This window comes from Janthinobacterium pasteuri, assembly GCF_051380775.1.
Taxonomy (GTDB): domain Bacteria; phylum Pseudomonadota; class Gammaproteobacteria; order Burkholderiales; family Burkholderiaceae_D; genus Janthinobacterium.
In genome coordinates, this window is the sequence record NZ_JBNYXS010000006.1 from 180,882 (window position 1) to 204,113 (window position 23,232).

The 23,232-nt window shown below is 57.9% G+C and carries 19 protein-coding genes and 1 pseudogene; 11 read left to right on the top strand and 9 right to left on the bottom strand.

Features of this window, described 5'->3' with window-relative positions:
- Nucleotide 1: 1 nt before the first annotated feature.
- Together ACQ4WN_RS08940 and ACQ4WN_RS08945 are read right to left on the bottom strand one after the other, a co-directional pair.
- A complete protein-coding gene (locus ACQ4WN_RS08940) occupies nt 2-1,153 on the bottom strand; it encodes an AI-2E family transporter (RefSeq protein ID WP_436551204.1) in 1,152 nt (383 codons plus the stop codon).
- 169 nt (nt 1,154-1,322) lie between these two features.
- Entirely contained in the window at nt 1,323-2,363 is a 1,041-nt protein-coding gene (locus tag ACQ4WN_RS08945) for a hypothetical protein (RefSeq protein WP_436551205.1), read from the bottom strand.
- Between the two features lie 99 nt (nt 2,364-2,462).
- On the opposite strand from ACQ4WN_RS08945, the gene ACQ4WN_RS08950 reads away from it, so the two are divergent.
- Nucleotides 2,463-2,834, top strand: coding sequence for a hypothetical protein (locus ACQ4WN_RS08950; RefSeq protein ID WP_436551206.1), 372 nt, complete (start codon nt 2,463-2,465; stop codon nt 2,832-2,834).
- Here ACQ4WN_RS08950 and ACQ4WN_RS08955 read toward each other — a convergent pair.
- A complete protein-coding gene (locus ACQ4WN_RS08955) occupies nt 2,813-3,874 on the bottom strand; it encodes a GGDEF domain-containing protein (protein ID WP_436551207.1) in 1,062 nt (353 codons plus the stop codon). The two genes, ACQ4WN_RS08950 and ACQ4WN_RS08955, sit on opposite strands and share 22 nt — an antisense overlap.
- Nucleotides 3,875-4,191: 317 nt before the next feature.
- Nucleotides 4,192-4,453: pseudogene (locus ACQ4WN_RS08960) on the bottom strand (integrase core domain-containing protein); the annotation flags it as partial.
- Nucleotides 4,454-4,616: 163 nt separating this feature from the next.
- Here ACQ4WN_RS08960 and ACQ4WN_RS08965 point away from each other — a divergent pair.
- The 3 genes from ACQ4WN_RS08965 (at nt 4,617) to ACQ4WN_RS08975 (ending at nt 8,050) form a co-directional block, all read left to right on the top strand.
- Entirely contained in the window at nt 4,617-5,810 is a 1,194-nt protein-coding gene (locus tag ACQ4WN_RS08965) for a DNA cytosine methyltransferase (protein ID WP_436551208.1), read from the top strand.
- Entirely contained in the window at nt 5,788-6,735 is a 948-nt protein-coding gene (locus tag ACQ4WN_RS08970) for a DUF4928 family protein (RefSeq protein WP_436551209.1), read from the top strand. The genes ACQ4WN_RS08965 and ACQ4WN_RS08970 overlap by 23 nt, the downstream gene beginning before the upstream one ends.
- 134 nt (nt 6,736-6,869) lie before the next feature.
- Nucleotides 6,870-8,050 (top strand): IS3 family transposase gene (locus ACQ4WN_RS08975; RefSeq protein ID WP_436551210.1). Its coding sequence is split into 2 segments (ribosomal slippage): nt 6,870-7,140 and nt 7,140-8,050, totalling 1,182 coding nucleotides; the frame shifts between segments, so codons are not numbered across the junction.
- 503 nt (nt 8,051-8,553) lie between these two features.
- On the opposite strand, the gene ACQ4WN_RS08980 is transcribed toward ACQ4WN_RS08975, so the two are convergent.
- The 5 genes from ACQ4WN_RS08980 to dnaA all read right to left on the bottom strand — a co-directional run bounded on the left by ACQ4WN_RS08980 (nt 8,554) and on the right by dnaA (nt 17,817).
- Complete coding sequence (locus ACQ4WN_RS08980; RefSeq protein WP_436551211.1) at nt 8,554-9,573, bottom strand: hypothetical protein; 1,020 nt, start codon at nt 9,571-9,573, stop codon at nt 8,554-8,556.
- A gap of 350 nt (nt 9,574-9,923) precedes the next feature.
- Nucleotides 9,924-11,639 carry an SEC-C metal-binding domain-containing protein gene (locus ACQ4WN_RS08985; protein ID WP_436551212.1) on the bottom strand — a complete coding sequence of 572 codons (1,716 nt, stop codon included), beginning with the start codon at nt 11,637-11,639 and terminating at the stop codon, nt 9,924-9,926.
- A gap of 823 nt (nt 11,640-12,462) precedes the next feature.
- On the bottom strand, nt 12,463-14,961 hold the full coding sequence (gene gyrB, locus ACQ4WN_RS08990; protein ID WP_436551213.1) for a DNA topoisomerase (ATP-hydrolyzing) subunit B: 2,499 nt from the start codon (nt 14,959-14,961) through the stop codon (nt 12,463-12,465).
- A gap of 82 nt (nt 14,962-15,043) precedes the next feature.
- Nucleotides 15,044-16,150: a DNA polymerase III subunit beta gene (gene dnaN, locus ACQ4WN_RS08995; RefSeq protein ID WP_436551214.1), complete on the bottom strand. Its 1,107-nt coding sequence runs from the start codon at nt 16,148-16,150 to the stop codon at nt 15,044-15,046.
- A gap of 272 nt (nt 16,151-16,422) precedes the next feature.
- Nucleotides 16,423-17,817 carry a chromosomal replication initiator protein DnaA gene (dnaA, locus tag ACQ4WN_RS09000; RefSeq protein ID WP_230523232.1) on the bottom strand — a complete coding sequence of 465 codons (1,395 nt, stop codon included), beginning with the start codon at nt 17,815-17,817 and terminating at the stop codon, nt 16,423-16,425.
- A 636-nt stretch (nt 17,818-18,453) separates the two neighbouring features.
- Between dnaA and rpmH the strand changes: the two genes are divergently transcribed.
- The 7 genes from rpmH (at nt 18,454) to ACQ4WN_RS09035 (ending at nt 23,228) form a co-directional block, all read left to right on the top strand.
- The gene (gene rpmH / locus ACQ4WN_RS09005; RefSeq protein ID WP_010401996.1) at nt 18,454-18,588 is read left to right on the top strand and encodes a 50S ribosomal protein L34; all 135 of its coding nucleotides are present in this window, start codon (nt 18,454-18,456) and stop codon (nt 18,586-18,588) included.
- Nucleotides 18,589-18,611: 23 nt separating this feature from the next.
- Nucleotides 18,612-19,049, top strand: a complete 438-nt coding sequence (gene rnpA / locus ACQ4WN_RS09010; RefSeq protein WP_436524581.1) for a ribonuclease P protein component — start codon at nt 18,612-18,614, stop codon at nt 19,047-19,049.
- Complete coding sequence (yidD, locus tag ACQ4WN_RS09015; protein WP_101483122.1) at nt 19,046-19,306, top strand: membrane protein insertion efficiency factor YidD; 261 nt, start codon at nt 19,046-19,048, stop codon at nt 19,304-19,306. The genes rnpA and yidD overlap by 4 nt, the downstream gene beginning before the upstream one ends.
- Before the next feature lie 11 nt (nt 19,307-19,317).
- The gene (gene yidC / locus ACQ4WN_RS09020) at nt 19,318-21,054 is read left to right on the top strand and encodes a membrane protein insertase YidC (protein ID WP_436551215.1); all 1,737 of its coding nucleotides are present in this window, start codon (nt 19,318-19,320) and stop codon (nt 21,052-21,054) included.
- 186 nt (nt 21,055-21,240) lie between these two features.
- Nucleotides 21,241-22,620: a tRNA uridine-5-carboxymethylaminomethyl(34) synthesis GTPase MnmE gene (gene mnmE / locus ACQ4WN_RS09025; RefSeq protein WP_436551216.1), complete on the top strand. Its 1,380-nt coding sequence runs from the start codon at nt 21,241-21,243 to the stop codon at nt 22,618-22,620.
- Between the two features lie 9 nt (nt 22,621-22,629).
- On the top strand, nt 22,630-22,935 hold the full coding sequence (locus tag ACQ4WN_RS09030; protein ID WP_436551217.1) for a hypothetical protein: 306 nt from the start codon (nt 22,630-22,632) through the stop codon (nt 22,933-22,935).
- 92 nt (nt 22,936-23,027) lie between these two features.
- Nucleotides 23,028-23,228, top strand: coding sequence for a hypothetical protein (locus ACQ4WN_RS09035; protein WP_436551218.1), 201 nt, complete (start codon nt 23,028-23,030; stop codon nt 23,226-23,228).
- The last annotated feature ends 4 nt before the right edge of the window (nt 23,229-23,232 follow it).

Consider the following 23,232-nt stretch of genomic DNA (forward strand, 5'->3'; position numbering starts at 1 on the left):
GTTACTGCGCTGGCAGGGTGGCTTTGCTGCCCTCTTCCTGCAGCAGCGCCGCCTCGGCCAAGGCCTGTGCGCGCGCTTCCTCAGCCGCCTGTTCCGCTTTCTCCAGCGCATCGTGACGTGCCTGCAAGGCCGCCCGGGCGCGCACGAAGACGATCTTGATGGCCGCCATCACGGGCACGGACAGGAAGATGCCCACTACGCCACCGAGCTGGTCGCCGGCCAGTAAGCCGACGATCACCATTAGCGGGCTCACTTCCACGCCTTCGCTCATCAAGTACGGGTTGACCACGTAATCCTGGAACAAACGGTAGGCGGCGATAAAGCCGATCAGCCAGAATACGTGCTCGAAACCGCTGAAACCAGCCACGACCACGGCGATGACGGCGGCTGCCAGCGGGCCGGCAAACGGGATGAATTCCAGCAGGGCCGCGGCACCCGCCAGCAGCAGGCTGTACGGCACGCCCATCAGGGAAAAGGCAATGCTGTAGGACACAAAAGTGGCGATCGACAACAGCAGCAGGGCGCGCACATAGCGCGACAGCAAGATGTCGAGGTCATCGATGATGGCGCCCCAGAGTTTCTTGTTCGGGCGGTTCAGCAGGGACAGCAAACCGTCGCGCATGTCCGGCCCTTCCTTGATCAGCAAAAAGCTCAGCACGGGCACCAGCACCAGATAGATCAGGTTGCTGGCTGCATGCATGACGGTCAGGCCCAGCTCTTTCGCCAGCGGCATGGCCTGTCCCGTACCGCTGCTCAGCTGCGTCTGCATGAACGATAGCAGGCGCGCGCGCAGGGGTTCCATGAATTCCGGCAAGGGGATGCGCTCGGCGAAATTGTTGCCTTTGAGCAGTGTTGGCAATTGATCGCTGAGCTTGATCGCCTCTTCCTCGATGCGGGCGCCGAAGATGGAGCCTAAAATGGCCACCAGCAAGATCACCACCAGGAAGACGATGCCGATATTGGCCGTGCGCGGCAGGCGCTTCGGTCCATACCGCTCCAGCAGTCCGATCAGCGGATACACGAGATAGCTGAAGAAAATGGCAAAGACCACCACGATCAGGGTTGACGAGACCTTGTAGGTGAGGAAGAGCAGGAAGGCGATCAGGAACGCCGTCCACACCATCTTGGCAACGCGCAAGTTAAAACCGAACATATGACTCCTTAGGGCAGGATGCTACGCAAGCGTGGCTGGCTTGAAGGGCTGGTGGGCAAAGCAGGGACCGGGCCGCGCCGCACGGCCGGAAATCATACCGCAAAATGCCAAAATGCCATGCTCTTGTGCGTGATGGCAATGCTTTCCCCTATCCCTAATCCCCTGCGGGCTATTTTTCCCGCCAGCTGGCCACGGTGATGAACACACTGTCTTTCTTGCCCTGTTCGCGCAAGGTCACTGTGTAGCGGCCGCTCGTATCGCTGCCCGCAAACACCACCTTGTCGTCATGCCCCTTCACTTGCGCGCCCTTGGCCAGTTTGGCGTAAGTGTTGAGCACCCAGTGGAAATCGGCATAGCTGCGCAGGGTGATGCTGGCATCGGGCATGGGCTCGTCGCCCGCCTCCGCCGCTTCCGTGGGCGTGCGCATGGGCAAACCGGCCAGGCCTGCCGGTGCGATGAGTTTGCCGCCGCTGGAACTGCTGTTCAATTCCGCATTCGGCAGCAGCAGATGCAGCAAGCTGGAGGGAAAGCCGGGCGGCACGTCGCGCTGCTCCCAGCCGGGCTGGCCGGGGCGGGTGGTGATGTATTCCACCACAGCAATGCTTTGCCGCTGCTCCCGCGCAGCCAGTGCCAGCATGGGCGGTAGTTGCCGCGCCCACACGAGCAGCGGCGCAGCCATCTCGTCCTCCGCGTCCGGTGGCACAAACAAGGTCAGCACGGCATGCGTGGACGGCAGACAGGCGGGCGCGGCATCGTCAATGGCGGCCTGGCAATGGCCGTTGACAAGGGCCAGCGCCAACAGCTTGCGTTGCGGGTCGAACAGCATGGCGGCGCGCTGCGCACCGTGTTCGCTGGGGTTGATGGAGGCCAGCACCGAGCGCCCGTCGGGCAGCATGGTGCGCGTGATGTCATGCAGCGAACGCATGCTGTCGAGTACCTGGAGCGCGATCAGGGTGTCGCCCTGCGTATAGTCGCCACGCGCATAACCGAGCAGCCTGAAGACGTCAGCGCGGATTTCTGGATGCTCGTTCAGGCTGAGCGGCGGCGATGGCACGGAAACGGGCACGGTGGCAGCCACGAAGGCGGCATCCTCATCAGCAATGGCTTGTGCCATGCTGGAAAGCGGCAGGCACAGGGCGGCGCACAGCGACAGCATGCGGAAAGTGATTTTCCCTGGCGTATTCAATGGCAATCCTTGTCGAGACGCCATGCCGGTCCATTTGCCGGCATGCGCGCGCCGCGATCTTAGCATTTCAGGAATGAAACGCTTTCTGCTAGGCTTGGCTATTGAATCACTGTCCCCCTTGCCATGGCCAAGATCACCATTTCCTGCAGTATTCCCGTCGATGATGAGGTCGTGACCGAGTTTCTGCACAAGTACGTGCTCCAATCGCGTCTCGGCGCGGCCAGGAAATTGCGCATGGGAGAGAAGGGCTGTTTCTATACCTGTTCTTTGTATGGTGATGACCACGCCAAGGTGAGCCGTTTGATCCGTCGCATGCTGGCGTTCTTTGAAAGCAAGAATATTCCCTTGACCATCCTCAAGATCGGCGCCCGGGACAGTTGGGATGAGGTGGACCTTGAACAGCGCGATCCCTGGAAGATCTCGCCGCAAGCTTTGCTGGCGCTGCTTGATGCAACGCCCTCAGCCCCGCACAATCAGCCGGCGTTGAGCACGTAGCGGTTCTTGCCGCTTTTCTTCGCCTGGTACAAAGATTCATCGGCACGCCGGTAGCTGTGCGACAAGTCCGCCTCCTTGATCAATTCCGCGATGCCGATGCTGACGGACATCTTGCGTTCCGGCACAAATGCCGCCTCGACGCTGGCGACCAGCTGCGCGGCAAAGGCGCAGGCCGCGTTCTTTTCACCCAGGTAAATCACGGCAAATTCCTCGCCGCCCAGACGGCCGCACAAGTGCTCGCCCGAGAGTCCCGCGATCACCTCGGCGATCTTTTTCAGCACCTCGTCGCCCACGTCATGGCCATGCACATCGTTGATTTGCTTGAAGTCGTCGATGTCGATCATCAGGAAATACGCGGGCGTGTGTGCCGTGCGCTGCAGTGCGCGGGCGCTTTGCGTGAACATGCGGCGATTGTTGAGCCCGGTCAACCCATCCTTATAGGCCATCGTCGCCAGTTCGCACTGGGAGCGATAGTTATGGATGCGCAAGACGAGAAAATAGATATTCAGCGCCAGGCCGATGATCACGCTGATGCTGACGGCCAGCACCGGCCAATGCTGGTCAGCCTGGCCCGCATGCGCGGGAAACTGTCCCAGCCCCAGGATCGCCCACACGCCCAGCGATACGCCCAGGTAATACGCGATGCCGCTGAAGATGGGGGCCGTCGTCAGGGTGATCATCACGCCCAGTGGCAATACCCAGAAAGGGGGATCTTCCGTGCCCAGCATCAGCACGCGAAAGCCGAAGGCGATGAACAGCACGCTGATGGTGCCGCTGACGATGATGGCTTGCAGTGATTTCGCATACACGGTCAGCACCAGCCCGACCACCATGCCCGCCACGGCCATCGCCGCATGCGCATGATCGAGCGAAGCGCGCGGCAAGGTCAGGCTGAACGTGACCAGCCAGCAAGCCAGGCCAAACGTCAGGATGGCTATCGAAATGAAATGCAGTTCCTTGAAAAAGCGCTGCCGCTGCTCCGGTTCTCCTGAAAAGAACAGGTAATAGAAAGCAGGAGACAGGCTGCGCGAAGTGAACATTGCATTTGTCCAGGCAGATAACACGCCTTGCGGCAGGGAAGCCTCCCGGCAACGGCAGGCGGCTTGGCGCGCGTACAAAAGTAGTTGCGCTCAAGAACGAGTGTACTGGTTTCTTGGGGGAGGTGGTAGCCAGCGTGAAGAAAGCCGTGACCAGCATTGTGTAGGCGCAACAGATAGACGTGCATCGTCAGCAACTAAAAAGCATCAAATTTCTTCTAAGCTAAATACTACGCTCATCGGCTCGCTACCGGAGTGGCTGGGAGAGGGTGTGGCCCCCGCCACGGACACTTCCTCTAGGCGCATTTTAAAATTTCAAATTATTCTGGGTTGGGATAGCCGATGGCGGAGTGTCGTCGGCGTGGATTGGAAAACCTTTCTATGTAGTCGAACACGTCAGCTCGCTCATCATATACTTGTACTGCAATACTTTTTGCTCAGGCGTTCGCTCTTGAGCGTAGAGAGGAAGCTTCCCATTACGGAGTTGTTCCAGCAGTTCCCATAACGGCTCATACTTCATACGATACCGTGAGACTTAAGCAAGCGCTGGAAGTGCTCGCTGGTGTATTGATAGCCCTGGTTTTCTTTTGAAAAAAGACATCTGGATTGACATTGTCCTAGTTTAAATATGAGAGCTACAGGACAGCTGTCAGTCTCTTCGGGGGGAGTTTTCAGGCTCCTCATCGAGTGATTTTTGCAGATGTTCGACTGTGAGGTTTTTTGAAAACCCGCTACAATGTCGTTCATGTCCCTACTCTCAAACTCCGCCTCAAACCACGTCACCAACACTTCATTGGGAGACGGTGCCGTCGCTTTGGCAGAGTGCGCACCGGCCGCTAGGCAGAGTGGTGTCGAACACTCCTATCTGGAATTTTTTGCTGGCAGCGGACTCGTTGCCCAAGGTCTAAAAAGCTCATTCAAGCCTATCTGGGCCAACGACATCGACGGAAAAAAAGGCGCAGTTTACACGGCGAACCATACCAAAAAACATTTCTATCTTGGCTCGATTTCCGATGTTGAAGGGGCTCATTTGCCTGCAGCATCGCTCGCATGGGCCTCTTTTCCTTGCCAAGACCTATCTCTGGCCGGTTTAGCCGGCGGCATTAATGGTAAGCGCAGTGGCTTGGTCTGGGAGTGGCTTCGTATCATTGATGAGATGGGTGATGATGCCCCGCCTTTGCTGGTGGCGGAAAATGTTCTAGGGCTCGTGTCATCCGCTGGCGGAGCCCATTATCGAAAGCTACACGCCGCTCTTGTTGAACGTGGCTATTTGGTTGGAGCAATGCTGCTTGACGCAGTTCGTTTTGTGCCGCAATCGCGTCCGCGTATATTCGTGGTCGCGATTAAGAAGGAGATTGCAATCCCGCCGGAATTGGTCAGCTCCACTCCAACATGGCTTCATCCAGAGGCTGTACGCAAGGCTGCCAACGGTTTGGATGGTTGGGTTTGGTGGTATATGCCAGAGCCACCTGCGCGCAAGCAGCATCTGCCAGACGTGATCGAGTTCGACGCCGAATATGCAAGCATTGAGTCAGACGAACGCAATATCGCATTGATTTCGCCGAAACACGCCGACCTTCTAAAAGCCATCCCGAAGAAGCAGCTAGTGGTCGCTCCTGGTTATAAGCGCACTCGAAATGGCAAGCAAGTTTTGGAGCTGCGGTTTGACAATATCGCGGGCTGCCTGCGCACTCCAAGCGGTGGCAGCAGCCGACAACTTCTTGTTATCCGGAAAAATGGTAAATTGCAAAGCCGGCTATTGACCGTGCGCGAGACTGCCCGCTTGATGGGAGCGCCCGACACTTACAAAATTCCCGGCAGCTACAACGACGGTTACAAAGCGATGGGCGACGCGGTCGCTGTTCCCGTCGCAAAATGGCTGGCGACAAAACTCCTTTTGCCACTTGCGAACATCTATGCCACTCAGTCCGAGCCTTGAAGAAAAGTTATTCCAGTTCAGAGACTTTCACAACATTTTTCAGATGGGACTTTTAGGCACTGCTCTGATTGTCACAAATCGGGTAAAGCATGCCGGTCTGCCGTTTGACACCACGACATTGTTGACGCCAAAGGGCAGCCAAGTGTCCGGATTAAGCGGCGTTTCTATCAATAAAGTCCTTAATAGCCATGGCGTCACACAGATGGTTGGTACGGAAGCCGGCCGTACGAGCCGCGGCACGCCCATGCTTGCCAAGGACTACATAGACTTCATCCATGGCCTGCATGCTTCGGGCGATCTGCATGGAGCGGAGCTGCACGACGTTGAGGCATGGTGGGTTGATCGCTTTGTGGATTTCTTTAACTCTCAGCCGTTCAAGCTCAACTATGATGCCAGCAAAACGCTGGTATCAGTAATTCGTAACTTGTTGGATCAAGCGTTGCAGCGTCAGAAGAAGTCGCCTGGAAAAACCTACGTGGGAGTGGTTCTGCAACATTTAGTTGGAGCCATACTGGAGCTGGCGTTGCCAGAGCTGGAAATACATCATAACGGGGCCTCGGTAGCTGACACAGTTTCCTCTCGATCCGGTGACTTTGTGATCGACAACGCCATCATCCATTGCACCACGGCGCCAGCGGAAGCGCTGCTTCGTAAATGCCAAGCCAACTTGCAAGCCGGGTTGCATCCGATCATTCTCACGACTGCGTCCAAGATTAGCGTAGCCGAAGGATTGGCTGAAAATATTGGTATCGAGGGGCGTGTTGAGATCATGGATGCCTTGCAATTCCTTGCGGCCAACCTTTACGAAATAAGCCTATTCAAGATGATGGAGCGAAAAAGCATCGTGTTTCGCCTCATGGCTAAATATAATGAGATCGTCGCGAAGCATGAGGCTGATCCGAGCTTGCGGATAGCCTTTGACTGATAATCTCAGCGCGGAACAGCGCCGCAACGCGATGCGGCGCGTCAAGAGCAAAAATACTTCCCCAGAGTTACTGCTGTGGTCTAATTTGCCCGGACACCTCAATAGGTGGAAAATCCACCATCTGAGGAAAAAGCATGACAACAAGAAAACGTAGAACCTTCGAGCCGAGCCTGAAACTGGAAGTGGTCCGGCTGATCAATGAGCAGGGCCAGAGCGTCCAGAACGTCAGCGAAAGCATGGGCATCGGCCAGACCGCGATCCGTCGCTGGCTGCAGCAGTACAGTGCCGAGCAAAACGGGCAGCCCGGCATCGGCAAGCCGCTCACTGCCGAGCAGCAAAGAATCCGCCAACTGGAGCTGGAAAATCAGCAGCTACGGCAGGACGTCACCATCTTAAAAAAGGCCTCGGCCTTCTTTGCCCGCGAAATGAAGTGACCCATACGCTTATTCGCCAGCTGCAAAAGGAGGCCATCCCAGTCCAGCACAGCTGTCGCATCCTGGACGTGAGCCGATCTGGCTTTTACGAGGCGCAGCGTCGTTCTGCTAAACCAGTTTTGTGCAAAGCGAGCGTTCATCTGCGGGCCGCGTTTATGGCAAGCCATCAGAGCTACGGAAGCCGCCGACTGGTCACTGCCATGGCCAGCGCAGGGTTCGACATCGGGCGCTACAAGGTGCGCAGTTTGATGCGCCAGCAGGCTTTGAAGCCGGTCTGGAAGCGCAAGTTCGTCCATACGACGGACAGCAAGCACGACCTGCCAGTGGCCGCCAACGTGCTGAACCGACAGTTCAATCCTAGCGCGCCGAACCTGGCGTACGTCAGCGACATCACGTACATCCGTACCGGTGCGGGCTGGCTGTATCTGGCAACCGTGCTGGACCTGTACGCGCGCAAAGTGGTGGGCTGGGCCATGGCACCAAGCATGCCAGCCAAGCTGGTCTGCGATGCGTTGACGATGGCCATCCAACAGCGCCGGCCGGCAGCTGGACTGATCGTCCATTCCGACCGGGGCAGTCAATATGCCAGCGAGTTTTACCAGGACCTGCTGGCTAGCCACGGCTTCGTCTGCAGCATGAGCCGCAAAGGTAACTGCTGGGACAACGCCGTCGCTGAACGCTTCTTCTTGAACCTCAAGATGGAACGGGTCTGGCAGCGTCAATACGCTAACCACGCCGAGGCCAAAGCCGACATCACCGACTACATCGTCGGCTTCTATAACTGCAAGCGCATCAATTCAGCATTGGGCAATCTGCCGCCCTCTGTCTACGAACAGAAAATGGCAGAACGTGAACCTATCGTTGTGTCCGAAATTACTTGACCACCGCAAAATGTGATGGAATGTATGATTTGGACAGGACATTGAGGGATCTCGATTTAACCTGATAGCTTCGCAGACACAAGCTAGCACGCAGATAAGTAATAGGAAAAAAGCCGGCAGATCAGCCGGCTTTTTTCCTTTCGTACTTTTTAGCGTCGCTGCCTGCGATCACAGCGCGGCTGGTGTACCGCATGACTCACTGGAAATTTTGACTATTCGTGTCAAATCTAGCGGTTTTTTTCATGATTGATGTCAATTGGCTGCCAGCTCGATGACGCAGATACTGAAAAAGACCTTTTAAATCAAAGGGCGATTTTTCATTTATCGTGTCATCCGACACGCGCGCGGCGCGCCGGCGGCGCTGGCGAGGATCCGGTCGATGATCAGCTGCAGGATGTGGATGGCGCCGGCCAAGCGCCGGGCAGCAGCTGGTACGGGCCATCAACCTGGAGCTTGCCACTGTGGTGGCCGCGCGCGCTGGGGGGAGGGGCTTCGGCTAGTCATCATTCGTCATCGCCGGATTGACTTGGTGGCGTGAAGTGTACAAGGCCCTGGCCTACGCCTCCGCCAGGCAACGATACGAGCTGGATTGTTATTTTGGAGAGCCAAGGGCTTTCCCTCGCTATCCATTTTATGACTTCGGTTTTTCCAGCATCCGGTATGAAATCAATGCCTGTTTTATGCGACTTGAGCAAGTCCTGTACTACACCAGCGGCAAAGTCCGCCACGCTCAGCAGATCATCGAGATGAGATTTATCGGTGAACGACTTAGCGAATCCCAATATTTCAAATCCATGTGGGCAATACATATCGAGCACGTTGAGGAAGACACCTTGTGTATCCTTGAAGCCGCGCGAATTTCCTTGTGCATTGATTGCGTCGTTATCGCAATACCAGAGCAGGCGTTGGTTGGGGTGTGTTGTTACCGAGGTAAAGGCCGCAGCGGCATGACAGATCCTCATTAGCTTCTCAGCTGTAGCACCATCCCACGCGCCGAGCCCTTTCTCAGCAAGTATTTTGGTGATATGGGCGTGCGCCTTGCCTTTGGTAGGGCCAAACAGCGTTTTGATACTCTTGTCGACAGCAACAGTGATGACGGCGCCGTGGATGTACCTGTCGATGATTTCCAAATACTGCGGCAACGCTCGAAAGCGAGCGCCATTATCCAGTCGTTTGTATCTGAATTCGCTGTAGTGGTCCTTGATGCCGTGCCGTTCACGCATGGCATGTACAGCGTCTTGAAACGGGCCAACCTTGTTGTAGGCCATAATTAAGAATGAATAGGTATTGAAGTCAGCCTCATTGTTCTCGCCCCCAAAATCAGAGAATATCGCGACCTTAGAATCCTGGGAAAAATCCGGTAGCTCTGGAATTGTCGATAGCGCATCGGCCAGAAGGTGAGCGTAGCCGCCGTATTCTTCACTCAACTTCGGCATGAGAAATGGCCCGCTTTTCCTATTGACATACGGCACTGGTCTTGTTTTTCCCTTGGCACGAACGGGTTTTCGATTTTGTCTGCTCATCTAGCTTCGTCCTTTCAAACCTTCTATTTCGGGACCCTCGTACGGGGAATAGACTCTAAATGTCGATGGCTTAAGCTACATGCCATCGAACTGGTGCCCAATAGTTGCTCGTTTATGTTCACTATCTGGTGATGGATCCACGCCGGTGTGCACCTGTAGGTTGACACGGGCCCCGGCCATCAACTGGTGCGCACCATCGTCAGGTCCAGGTCAACGCGGCGCGGGTACTCGCCGCGGGCGGTGGGACTTCAGCATTCTTAATCTGATTCTTTAGCGCTGCTGCGCAGCGCTAGACTTGGATGATTTCGTACAATCACGTCTATCGAGGACGTCCGCACACGCCTTTTGCGTCAGCCGCAGCAAGCCTTGAATTTCAGCCCGCTCTGGCAGGGACACGGTTCGTTGCGACCGACCTTTGTCCGAGCCACCCTCTGCACGACCGGCGCCAGCGCACGTACGCGGCGGATCGCAGGAACAAGTGCCGGGACCTTTGCCGGCACCGACGTCGCCCCCATCCCGGACGCAAGCTTGCGAACCAAGCGTGCCTCTTCCTTCAAACCGCTACCCTTCACCTTCGCCAGCGCCAAGACGGCGTCAGTAAATTCCCGCAATCGCTCAGCACGCTTCGGGAATGGTCGTCTGTATTCGTCGAACATGAAGCGCGCCACGAGGAAGTCCCCATGCTCCTCGTCCGACATCCTGGTACGCAGCTCCTCGAGCTTGGCAACAAAAGTCGGCGCGAGCCGAAGTGCCCTGTCGGCGATCAGCTCATCTTTCTCGGCCAACGCCCTCTCGTAAGCGCCCTGCACCAGACCGGAAGCTTTGATCCACTGCCTGGGCTCGGCTTGTGACATGTAGAGGTCAGCGAGATCCAGACTCGCCTCGTTGACGCCACGCATGGCGTTCGTGAGCAACTTCTCCGCGTCGGCGAAGCCACCTGGCAGTAATCCGCGCCGCATGAGGTTGCCCACTACGTGCTGGGCTTCGGGCAGGTCGGCATCGCTCGCCCGTTGCAGCCAGGCGAGCGCCGCAGGCTGGTCGATCTCTACACCGTCGCCATGGTAAAGCGCTACCCCCGCCCCGTATTGCGCAACCGGATATCCGGCCTCGGCGGCGCGGAGCGTCAAGTCGAATGCAACCTTGGGATCCACCGCCACGCCCAGCCCCTTGCGGTACATCCGCGAAAGCAGGCTGAGCGCAAGGGGTTGATCCTCGGCCGCCGCCTTTTCCAGGTAGCCGCGGGCGCGCTCGTAGTCGACTGGCTCGTCATGCAGCCCGTGCATCGCCGAATGCCCAGACCAGGCTAACGCATCGATATCCCCGTCTCGTGCCGCAGTCGCGATGAGATTGACACCGAACGCTACGTATTCATCGCCACGCTCGCCGTCTGACAGCGCGAGGCCGTACTGGTAGGACGCGGGCGGGTAGCTGCCATCGCTGGCATAGCGCAATAAATCCAGCGCTCGGCCTTTCAGCGCGCCGAACTCGAAGCGCCTGGTGTATGACGCCAAGAAGGAATCGGGCCCTGCCTCGGTCTCCTTTACCTTCGATGCCAGTTGCTGCCGCAGCAGCATCGCGACCTGATACTGGTCGGCGGGACAGTTCTCGACCAGCGCCCGATAGCACACTTCTTTCAGTTCGTCCGAGCTCTCCTCGACGACAACGTAGTCGGGTAGTGCCGCCCCACTATGCTTCTGCCGGAACACCGTCTCGAGCAGGACAAGTGCGTTTGCCATTGCTTCGCTGGCCAATGGTCCGAACTGTGCCTCCTCTCGCCGGCTTTCTTCGGGATGCGCCGCCGCGTTGCCCCATCGACGCAAGTCGTTCAGCTTCTCGTGAGTGTCGAGATTGATGCGTTGGGCCTTTGCCAGCATCCTGATCTTTTCCTCCAGCCCATAGGGCCAATCGCGCCAGTCATCTGGCCGCAGCAAGTCGCAACAGAGACTTGCGAGAGCACGTGTCTGGATGAGGGCATGCTTGGGGAATTGGTAGCGACTACGCTTGGCTTCGCTGTACAGCTCGCCAATTCGCGCGGAAACGCGCTGTGCAAACTCCAGATCGTTCATGTTGTAACCGAAGGCACGGCAAGAGCACCGTAGGCCAAGTTTAACTTACTGGATGTAGAACTCAATAACTATGGCACGCTGTTGGGGCATGAATAAGTAGCATTTCATAATATCCAAATACGGCCCAATACCACCGGATCGGCAAAAACATTGGCCGCCAACTGCAGTGCCCACAAGGTCCGCTCTTGGCCGTTCTCGGCCGGTCTCGCCAGCCTAGCATGTTGCCGCGCTGTAAACATGACGGATTACCGGACAGGCCAAAAGCCGCTTGGTAGATTCAGAGAGGCACGGGGCGGGCATCTGCTCGTTAAATAGGCAATCTGAATAATCTCAACTTATGTGAGAATTTGCTGAGTAATCTCATCTTATGTGAGAACTGATCTCAACTTATGCGAGAATTTTTCTGCTAAGTCATTGATTTCGACGGATTCCAATCTCAACTTATATGAGCGTCAACGATAAAATATATTACCAATGTCAATTTTCCAGACTTATCTCTGCAGCTGTCAATCCTTCGGGTTCAATGCTCACATTGAGTCCGTCTAACGGATCAGGGATCTAGTTGTTGGCGTCCTATAGCATGCCGTTGAGTGAGGGCCTTTTTTACACACCCGCCAGTGAACATCCTGCTGAAATATAGCGAGTTGAAAACAACAACGCCCGGGCATGCCGGGCGTTGTTGTTTCAGTGGCAGGAATGTTTATTTCTTGTGCTGGCGCCATGTATTCATGCCTGGTTGGGGGCACGGCGCCAGGCCGCATGCGGCCTCAAGATTTTTTGCAAATTATGAGAATTTTTGCATGAATTATGAGAACCTACAAAATTACACGTCAATATTCCCCGCGCGCAGCGCGTTGTTTTCAATAAACGCCCTGCGTGGTTCCACATCGTCGCCCATTAGCGTCGTGAAGATCTGATCCGCCGCAATGGCGTCTTCGATCTGCACTTTCAGCAGGCGGCGCACGGTTGGGTCCATCGTGGTTTCCCACAGCTGGTCCGGGTTCATTTCGCCCAGACCTTTGTAGCGCTGTTTCGAAACGGTGCGTTCGGCTTCGTCGCGCAGCCATTGCATGGCTTGATGGAAGTCGACCACGGCGATTTCCTTGACGCGCTCGCCTTCGCCGCGGCGGACAAACGCGCCTTCGCCGATCAGGCCTTCGAAGGTGGCGGCGCCGCTGCTCAGCACGGCGTAGTCGGGGCCTTGCACGAAGTCGGCGTCGATGGCGCTGATTTTGACGTTGCCGTGGTGCATGCGCTCGATGCGCAGCATGTGTTTTTCCGACAAGTCGTCGGAACGCACATGCACGCGCACGGCGCTGTCGTTGATGGCTGTCTGCAGGGCCAGGGCGGAGGTTTCCGCCAGGTCCAGGGTCGACAGGTCCAGCTGCACGCCCGTCATGATGGCCGTCAGTGCGGCACGGTCGATGACGCGCGTCAGGCGCGTCATGATGGTGTTCGACAGGTTGAACTTGCGCACCAGTTCCGTCAGCGTCTCGCCGGAAATGCCTTCCGCGCCTGTGCGCGGCACCAGCACGGCCGTGTTCAGCGCCACTGTCATCATGTAGCTCGCTTCTTCGGCGTCATCTTTCAGATAGCGCTCGTCGCGGCCCGATTTCACCTTGTACAGCGGCGGTTGCGCGATGTAGATGTGGCCGCGTTCGACCAGTTGCGGCATCTGGCGGTAGAACAGGGTCAGCAGCAGGGTACGGATGTGGGCGCCGTCGACGTCCGCATCGGTCATGATGATGATGCGGTGGTAGCGCAGTTTTTCGACGTTGAATTCGTCCGGTCCGATCGAGGTGCCGAGCGTGGCGATCAGGGTGGTGATCTGCTCCGACGACAGCATTTTCTCGAAACGGGCTTTTTCCACGTTCAAGACTTTACCGCGCAGCGGCAGAATCGCCTGGAACTTGCGGTCGCGCCCTTGTTTTGCCGAGCCACCTGCCGAGTCACCCTCGACGATGTACAGTTCGCACAGGGCTGGGTCTTTTTCCTGGCAGTCGGCCAGCTTGGCCGACAGGCCCAGGCCGTCCATGATGCCTTTGCGGCGCGTCAGGTCGCGGGCCTTGCGTGCCGCTTCGCGGGCGCGTGCCGCTTCGACGATCTTGCCGCAAATGATCTTGGCGTCGTTCGGTTTTTCCTGCAGGTAATCGGCCAGGGTCTTGGCGACGATTTCTTCGACGGGGCCGCGCACTTCGCTCGATACCAGCTTGTCTTTCGTCTGCGACGAGAATTTCGGTTCGGGAACTTTCACGGACAGCACGCAGGTCAGACCTTCGCGCATGTCGTCGCCGCTGATTTCCACTTTCGCCTTTTTGGCGAACTCGTGTTCATCGATGTATTTGTTGATCACGCGCGTCATCGCCGCGCGCAAGCCCGTCAGGTGGGTACCGCCATCGCGTTGCGGGATGTTATTCGTGAAGCACAGCACCTGTTCATTGTAGGCATCGTTCCACTGCATCGACACGTCGACCGAGATGTTCGTGCCCTGGTCCGACATGCGCTCGCCCGTGGCCTGGAAAATGGTCGGGTGCAAGACCGATTTGGCCTTGTTGATGTACTCGACGAAACCGCGCGTGCCGCCTTCGAAAGCGAAGATTTCTTCCTTGCCCGTGCGCTGGTCGGACAACTTGATGTTGACGCCATTGTTCAGGAAGGACAGTTCGCGGATGCGCTTGGCCAGGATTTCATAGTGGAATTCCACGTGCGTGAAAATCTCTTCATCGGCCCAGAAATGCACGTCCGTGCCGCGCTTGTCGGTGTCGCCGATGACCTTGATCGGCGAGGTGGCGATGTCGCCGACCATGACGATCTGGCGGTCTTGCGGCACGCCGCGCACGAATTCCATGTGATGCACTTTGCCATCGCGGCGGATGGTCAGTTTCAGCAGTTTCGACAGGCCATTGACGCAAGACACGCCCACGCCGTGCAAGCCCCCCGAGACTTTGTACGAGTTCTGGTCGAACTTGCCGCCCGCGTGCAGTTCGGTCATGACGATTTCCGCCGCCGAACGCTTCGGATCGTGCTTGTCGTCCATTTTCAGGCCGGTCGGCACGCCGCGGCCATTGTCGGTGATCGAGATCGAATTGTCGCTGTGGATGGTGACGTGGATTTCCGTGCAGTGGCCGGCCAGCGATTCATCGATCGAGTTGTCCAGCACTTCGAATACCAGATGGTGCAAGCCGGTGCCGTCCGAGGTGTCGCCAATGTACATGCCCGGGCGTTTGCGTACGGCTTCCAGGCCTTCCAGGATCTGGATGGAGGAGGCGCCGTATTCTTCCGTTTTGGCCTGGATCGGGGTGTCTTGTGGATTCTCGGACATGGACTGCTTTCTCAAATAACGATTGCTGATTTTGGGGTCAGACCCGTCGGGTCTGACCCCAGTTTTATGCTGCGACTAAGGCTTAAATCCGCATCGGCATGACGACATACTTGAAGTCGGCATTGTCCGGGATGGAGATCAGGGCGGACGAATTCGAGTCGCCCAGCGCGATGTTGACGTATTCGCATTTCAGGTTGTTCAGCACGTCCAGCAGATACGTCACGTTGAAGCCGATGTCGACGGAGTCGCCGCCGTAGTCGATTTCCAGCTCTTCGACGGCTTCTTCCTGGTCCGCATTGGTCGAGCTGATCTTCATGCTGCCCGGGGTGATGATGCAGCGCACGCCCTTGAACTTGTCGCTGGTCATGATGGCGGCACGTTGCAGCGAGCGCAGCAGTTCATCGCGGCCGATGGTGAAGTCGTTTTTGTAGCCTTTTGGAATCACGCGCGTGTAGTCGGGGAACTTGCCTTCCACCAGCTTCGAGATTAGCTCGATGTCGGCAAAGGTCAGTTTCACCTGGTTGGCGGCGATGTCCAGCTGCACCGGCTCATCGTTCTCTTCCAGCAGGCGCTGCAGTTCGATGATGGTCTTGCGCGGAATAATCACTTCCTGGCGCGCAAACGTCTGCTCGGTGGCGACCTGGCAAAACGCCAGGCGGTGGCCGTCGGTGGCCACGGCGATGACATGATTGCCATCCAGAACCAGCAGCAAGCCGTTCAGGTAATAGCGGATGTCTTGCTGGGCCATCGAGAAATGCACCATGTTGAACAGGTGCTTCAGCGTTTTCTGCGGCAGGGTGACGGAGGCGTTATAGCTTTCCGCCTGTTGCACGGTAGGAAACTCTTCCGCCGCCAGGGTTTGCAGGGCGAAGCGCGACTTGCCCGTTTGCACGGTCAGGCGCTTGTTCAGCAGGGTCATCGTGACGTCGCCCGATTCGGGCAGCGCGCGCAAAATGTCCAGCAGCTTGCGCGCGGCCACGGTGGTGCCCGTGACGTCCGCGCCGGAACCGATTTGCGCGTGCGTGGTGATCTGCACTTCGGTGTCGGTCGACAGGAAGGAGACATTTTCACCGTCTTTGCGGATGAGGATATTGGCCAGAATCGGCATAGTGTGCCGACGCTCGACAATACCGCTCACGATCTGCAGTGGCCGGAGAAGGGTATCTCGGGTGGTTTTGACCAATTGCATATTTATCCTCAATGTATAGGTTGAACAGTACGACGTTTAACGTATTAATTTAACAATTATTACCATAGGGAGCCCCGACAGACTGGCTGCGGTGCCCTCCCAGATGATAAGGGTAAAGCACGTTTTGAGCCAGTCTTGCCAAATGGTGCTTAACGCCGAACAAAACCGTAGCGAGCGGCAGTGATTTGTGGCTAAGAAGCGCAACCGTGCTAGAGCACGGTGAGCATCGCAGGCCGCAAAGCGCGTCGCGCAGCAGGTTTTGTCAGGTGTTGTTAGCCCTTCAACGTTTGCTCCAGTACATGCAATTCGTGGTTGCATTCCGGGTTCTTGGTGCGGTCCAGCGCGATCTTGCGCACGGCATGCAGCACCGTGGTGTGGTCGCGGCCGCCAAACAGCTCGCCGATTTCCGGCAGGCTCTTCTGTGTCAATTCCTTGGCCAGGTACATGGCGATCTGGCGCGGCCGGGCGATATTGGCGGGCCGGCGCTTCGAATACATGTCGGCAACCTTGATATTGAAGAAGTCGGCCACTGTTTTCTGGATGTTTTCCACGGAAATCTGGCGGTTCTGCACCGACAGCAAGTCTTTCAGTGCTTCCTTGACGATATCGATCGTGATGTCCTTGCCATGGAAACGCGAATACGCCAGAATTTTGCGCAGCGCGCCTTCCAGCTCGCGCACGTTCGAGCGCAAGTGCTTGGCGACAAAGAAGGCCACGTCGTCGGAGAAGGTCACGCCTTCCTGCTTGGCTTTTTTCAGCAGAATCGCCACGCGCATTTCCAGTTCCGGCGGTTCGATGGCCACCGTCAGGCCCGAGTCGAAGCGCGAAATCAGGCGGTCATCCATGCCCGTGATTTCCTTCGGATAGGTATCCGAGGTGATGATGATCTGTTTCTTTGCAGCAATCAATGCCTCGAACGCATAGAAAAACTCTTCCTGCGTGCGGCTCTTGCCGCCAAAGAACTGGATATCATCGATCAGCAGCATGTCGAGCGAGTGATAGTAGTGCTTGAAGTCGTCGAAACCCTTGCGCTGGTAAGCGGTCACTACGTCGCGAACGTACTGTTCTGCGTGGATGTAGCGTATCTTCGCGCCCGGATTGTCGGCCATCACCTGGTTGCCGATCGCGTGGATCAAGTGGGTTTTACCCAGGCCGACGCCGCCGTAGAAGAACAGCGGGTTATACGACACGCCCGGATTGTTCGCCACCTGGATGGCGGCGGCGCGCGCCAGCTGGTTGGCTTTACCGGTCACGAAGCTGTCGAAGGTCAGGTCGGTGTTGATGCGGCTCTGCTCGCGGCGCGGCGCCGCGCCGATGCTCAGTTCCGGCACGCTGGGCTGCGGCTCCGCGGCGCGCGCGCTGGGCGCGCCGCCATTCGGATCGCTGGCCGGGGTGCTGGTGGTGACGGGCTTCTTCGGCAGGGCCAGGCGCGGGTCGAGCACGAACTGCACTTCCGTGGGCGCTTCGAAGTACTGAATGGCCAGTGCAGTGATGCGGCTGGCGAACTGGGTCTTGACCCAATCGAGCTTGAAGCGATTGGGCGCAGCAATGCGCAGCTTGCCCTCTTCGTAATCGAGAGGGATAAGCGGTTTGATCCACGCACTGAATTGTTGCGGTGTCAGCTCCAGTTCCAACTGCGCGGAACAGGCCTGCCAGAAATTATCCATGTATGTCTATGTGAAAAGGTGTGGGAGGGCGTATCGATTCTGCCCTGCGTTCACCGTGTTGCAAGGCCGGCGTCGCGCGAGGGCTCGCCACACGTAACGCGCTATTCTACTCCCGACTGCCAAAGTTATCCACAGGCACGACGCTTATTTTTCTGTGGCGGGGTGGGGCGCCGTGTGCATAAGAGGCGACTTATCCCCCGGTTATCCCGTCGCAGGCAGTGCTGGCGCGGCCTGTGGCGGGGGCTTGCCGGCAGATGGGGCCCGGCGCGAAAATTTCCAGGCGATCACGGCAATCCTTGACAAGAGGGGGGCATATGCTGAATAATTCAGGGTTCCCCGCCCGTATTCCGTGTTTATTCATTTGGAACGACAATATGGACTAAGCGTGGATTAACGACGCAGTACCAAATCGTAGCGAGCGGTGATGAGTTGTGGCTGAGGCGCGCAACTGTGCGAAGGCACAGTGAGCACCGGAGGCCGCAAATCGCTCCGCGTAGTAGATTTGGTGCGCGTTCAAGCGGGCGATGAGATTGGCCAGCTTGTGCCTTGGCATAAGTGCGCGATTGTCATTGGCACCAAAAACTGACGGGACGTCAGACCCGATTTTGCATTTTTTTTGTTTTTAGCGAGACCAACATGAAACGTACTTACCAACCTTCCGTCGTTCGCCGCAAGCGTACGCACGGCTTCCGCGCTCGTATGGCTACCCGTGGTGGCCGTGATGTGCTCAACGCACGTCGCGCAAAGGGCCGCAAACGTCTGGCCGTCTAGGCTTGTCGTTGACAGCTGATCGCGTGGCTAGCTGTACTCCAGTCGGCAATCAACGCGAAGGTTCACACGACTTCGCGCGCGTTCGGCGTATCGTTAAAACGGATGAATTTTCATCCGTTTTTCGTTTGCGCCCTTCGCAAAAAACAGCGCATTTTGTGCTGTACACCCGACACAATCAATTGCCGCATGCGCGGCTGGGCGTCGTTGTGGCGAAGCGTTTCGCGCCGCGCGCGGCGACCCGCAACACGATCAAGCGCGTCACGCGCGAGCTGTTTCGCAACAGCGCGATGCCGCCGGTCGACTGCGTGGTGCGTTTGTCGCGCGCCGTCAACAGCAAGGATGGCCCGGCCACCACGAGCCGGCTCAAAGCCGAGCTGCGTGAAGAATTGAGCCGCCTGTTCGCGGCGCAAATCGCCGCCCAGGCCCGTTCTGTTGCTGCGCCACCACCATCCGCGCCATGAAAACCCTGCTGCTGTTCCTGCTGCGTGCTTATCAGTTGCTGATCAGCCCCATGCTGGGACAGAATTGCCGTTTCTATCCAAGTTGTTCGCATTACGCGATGGAAGCGCTGCGCGTGCACGGTACGGCCAAGGGCAGCCTGCTGGCTGCCAAGCGCCTGTGCCGTTGCCACCCCTGGAATGATGGGGGCGTCGACCCGGTGCCGCCGGCCGATTGCAAACAATCTTCAACGACCGCTTGCGGTTGCAACCACTCCTGACAAATACCCTAATGGATATCAATAAACGTACCATCCTGTGGATCGTGTTTTCCGTCTCGCTGGTAATTCTCTGGAACGAATGGAAAATCTCGATCGGCGAGCCATCGATGTTCTCCGCGAACACGCAACAAACCGCCAAGGCACCTGCGACCCCTGCCAAGACGGAGGCCCTGGCTGCCGCAGCGGCTGCTGGTGTGCCTACTTTGCCGGGCGCGGCTGTTGATCCCGCCGCGTTCAAGCGCGAAGTGATTAGCATCACCACCGACGTCATCAAGGTCGACATCGACACCCTGGGCGGCCAGGTCAAGCGTCTGGAATTGCTGAAATTCAAGGGCGCAGGCAATCCGGGCTGGTTCGGCGGCTGCTTCGGCCTGTTTAAATGGTGCCAGCCTGACGAAGGCAAGCAAAACGAAGTGCTGTTCGACGAGGGCGCGAACCACACCTACCTGGCGCAATCGGGCCTGGTCGGCGGTCCTTTCCCTACCCACGCGAGCGGTTTCACCGTGCAGCCTGGCGTGCGCACTATCGGTGATGGCAAGCAAGTGCAACTGGTGATGGAAGCGGTCGAAGGCGGCGTCAAGCTGACCAAGACGTTTACGTTCAAACGCGGCGACTACGTCATTGAAGTGCGTCACGACGTGGCCAACGTGGGCGCAGCGCCTGTCACGCCACAACTGTATCTGCAACTGACGCATGACGGCAACAAGCCGGTCGGTGACTCGTTCTTCAACAGCAGCTTCACGGGTCCGACCCTGTACACGCCGCAAGACAAGTACCAGAAGCTGACGTTCGAGAAAATCGAAAAAGCGGCCGTGGAAGACGAGAAGAAGGGCAACGACAACGCCATGAAGGGCCTGCATCCGGCCACGGCGAATGGCGGCTGGTTTGCTATTTCGCAACATTTCTTCGTTTCCGCCTTTGTTCCGCCTGAAAACGCCAAGCGCGACATCTTCACCAAGAAGGTCGGCGCCAACCTGTACGCCATCGGCAACGTGCTGCCATTGCCTACCCTGGCGCCAGGCGCCACGGCCAGCATGGACAGCAAGCTGTATTCGGGTCCGCAAATCGCGCATCTGCTGGAATCGGTATCGCCTGGCCTGGAACTGGTCAAGGATTACGGCTGGCTGACCATCATCGCCAAGCCGATCTTCTGGGTCATGGAACACATCCACAGCGTGCTGGGCAACTGGGGCTGGACCATCATCGCCTTCACCATCCTGATCAAGCTGGCGTTCTTCCCCTTGTCGGCCGCCGGCTACCGCAGCATGGCCAAGATGAAACTGGTCACGCCGAAGATGCAGGCGATCCGCGAGCGCTACAAAGGCGATCCGCAAAAGATGAACCAGGCCACGATGGAGCTGTACAAGACGGAAAAGATCAATCCGCTGGGCGGCTGCCTGCCGATCCTGATCCAGATGCCCGTGTTTATCGCCCTGTACTGGGTACTGAACGCGTCCGTGGAAATCCGCGGCGCGCCATGGATCGGCTGGATCACCGACCTGGCCCAGCATGACCCATGGTGCATCCTGCCGGTGCTGTACGCGATCTCGATGTACATCACGACCAAGCTGAACCCGGCCCCGGCCGATCCGATGCAAGCGAAGATGATGCTGTTCATGCCATTGGCATTCTCGGTGATGTTCTTCTTCTTCCCGTCGGGCTTGGTACTCTACTGGGTCGTCAACAACGTCCTGTCGATCGGCCAGCAATGGGTGATCACCAAGAAATACGCGCCTGCCGCCAAGTAATTCCGGCCAGCGAACAGAAAGCCCGCCTCGCGCGGGCTTTTTTTTGACATCGTATCCAGTGGGTCCGATGTCAAAAAAAAGTGGGTTTTGCCGGCTTTCCACTGAGCGCCCCCTTCATGTGCACCGGTTTGTCGCTGAAAATATCGCGGCTCCTGCCGCCTTTCCCGAATACACTACAATATCCCCATGAAACTCGACTCTTCCCCTATCGCCGCCATCGCCACCGCCCCCGGACGCGGCGGCATCGGCGTGGTACGCGCCTCCGGCAAAAACCTCGCTCCCCTGATGACGGCCCTGTTCGGCGCGCAGCAACTGAAACCGCGCCACGCTACCTATTTACCGTTTACGGAAGCCGATGGCAGCATCATCGACCAGGGCATCGCCATCCACTTCAAGGGCCCGCATTCGTACACGGGCGAAGACGTGCTGGAATTGCAGGGCCATGGCGGCCCTATCGTGTTGCAGCTGCTGCTGGCGCGCGTGCTGGAAGCGGGCAAGGACAACGGCTTGCGCCTGGCCGAACCGGGCGAATTCACGCGCCGCGCATTCTTGAATGACAAGCTTGATCTGGCGCAAGCCGAAGCCGTGGCCGACCTGATCGACGCTTCCACGGAAGCGGCGGCCAAGTCCGCCTCGCAATCGCTGTCGGGCGCGTTCTCCAACACCATCCATGCGCTGGTGGAACAGGTGACGGGCTTGCGCATGCTGGTCGAGGCGACCCTGGATTTCCCGGAAGAAGAGATCGATTTCCTGGAAAAATCGAATGCGCGCGGTCAGTTGAAAGCTGTCATCGAAGCCTTGAATAAAGTGTTTGCCCAGGCGGCGCAGGGAGCGCTGCTGCGCGAAGGCCTCAATGTCGTGCTGGCCGGCCAGCCGAACGTGGGTAAGTCGTCGCTATTGAACGCGCTGGCGGGCGCCGACGTGGCGATTGTCACGCCGATCGCCGGCACCACGCGCGACAAGGTCAGCGAAACCATCCAGATCGAGGGCATTCCGCTCAACATCATCGACACGGCCGGCATCCGCAGCGCCGGCGACACCATCGACGCCGTCGAGCGCATCGGCATCGAACGCACCTGGGGCGAGATCGGCAAGGCCGACGTGATTTTGCACCTGCTCGACGCCGACCATGGCCCCACGCTGGCAGATGAAACTATCGTCGCCGCCTTCCCCGAAGGCGTGCCCGTGGTGCGCGTGTGGAACAAGATTGACCTGTCCGGCCACAAGCCCGGCGTGGATGCCTTGCCGGATGCCACGCACGTGTATCTGTCGGCGCACGAGCACATCGGTATCGACTTGCTGCGTGCCGAACTGCTGCGCATCGCCGGCTGGCAGCAGACGGGCGAATCGCTGTACCTGGCGCGCGAACGCCATTTAATCGCGCTCAAGTCGGCCGGCAAGCACTTGAACATCGCTGCCGCGCACGCGGCGCAGGATGACCAGTCGCTGGACCTGTTCGCCGAAGAGCTGCGCCTGGCGCAGGTGCAGCTGTCGAGCATCACGGGCGAGTTTTCGCCTGACGATCTGCTGGGCGTGATCTTCAGCCGTTTCTGCATCGGCAAGTAAGGAGGTTGGATGAAGCTGCTGCTTGTTCTGCTGTTCAGTTGTGTGCCCCTGCTGGCTGGTGCGCAGGAAAAACTGCCGAAGGACGTGGCACGGTTTGTCGAGAACGCCCGGATGTGCGAGCATTTCGCAGGCGAGTGGGATGACAACGACAAGACGCGCCAGCGCGAGATCACGCAAGCCGTGGCAAGCTCCTGCGGCCAGGCACAGCGGCAGTGGAAGCGGCTGTCCACCAAGTATGCGGGGCAGCCGGCGCTGCAAAAAGTCATTGCCGAGAATGCCAATGATGCGGTGCGCAGTTTCCGAAAGTCTAGCTAGCATCTGCCCCGTTGAGAATTATCATGAAGTCCAAATTGCGCTGACGTAATCTTGCTGAGCGGCCTTGAAGTGCCGCTAGGAAAGGAAGCGCCATGGACAGCAAACAGCCGGATGTCGTGGAATGCGAGGATGAGGTAGTGGCGCGACCACTGCCCGCCATGCCGGAATTGATCGCCACCTTGCCGCCAAAAGGCGCGTGCTGGTATTGCGACAAGCCGCTCGATGCCGTGCGCCGCTTTTGCGGCAAGAGTTGCGGCATGGCTTACGCGGAAGAGGCGCTGTACCAACCTTGAGTTC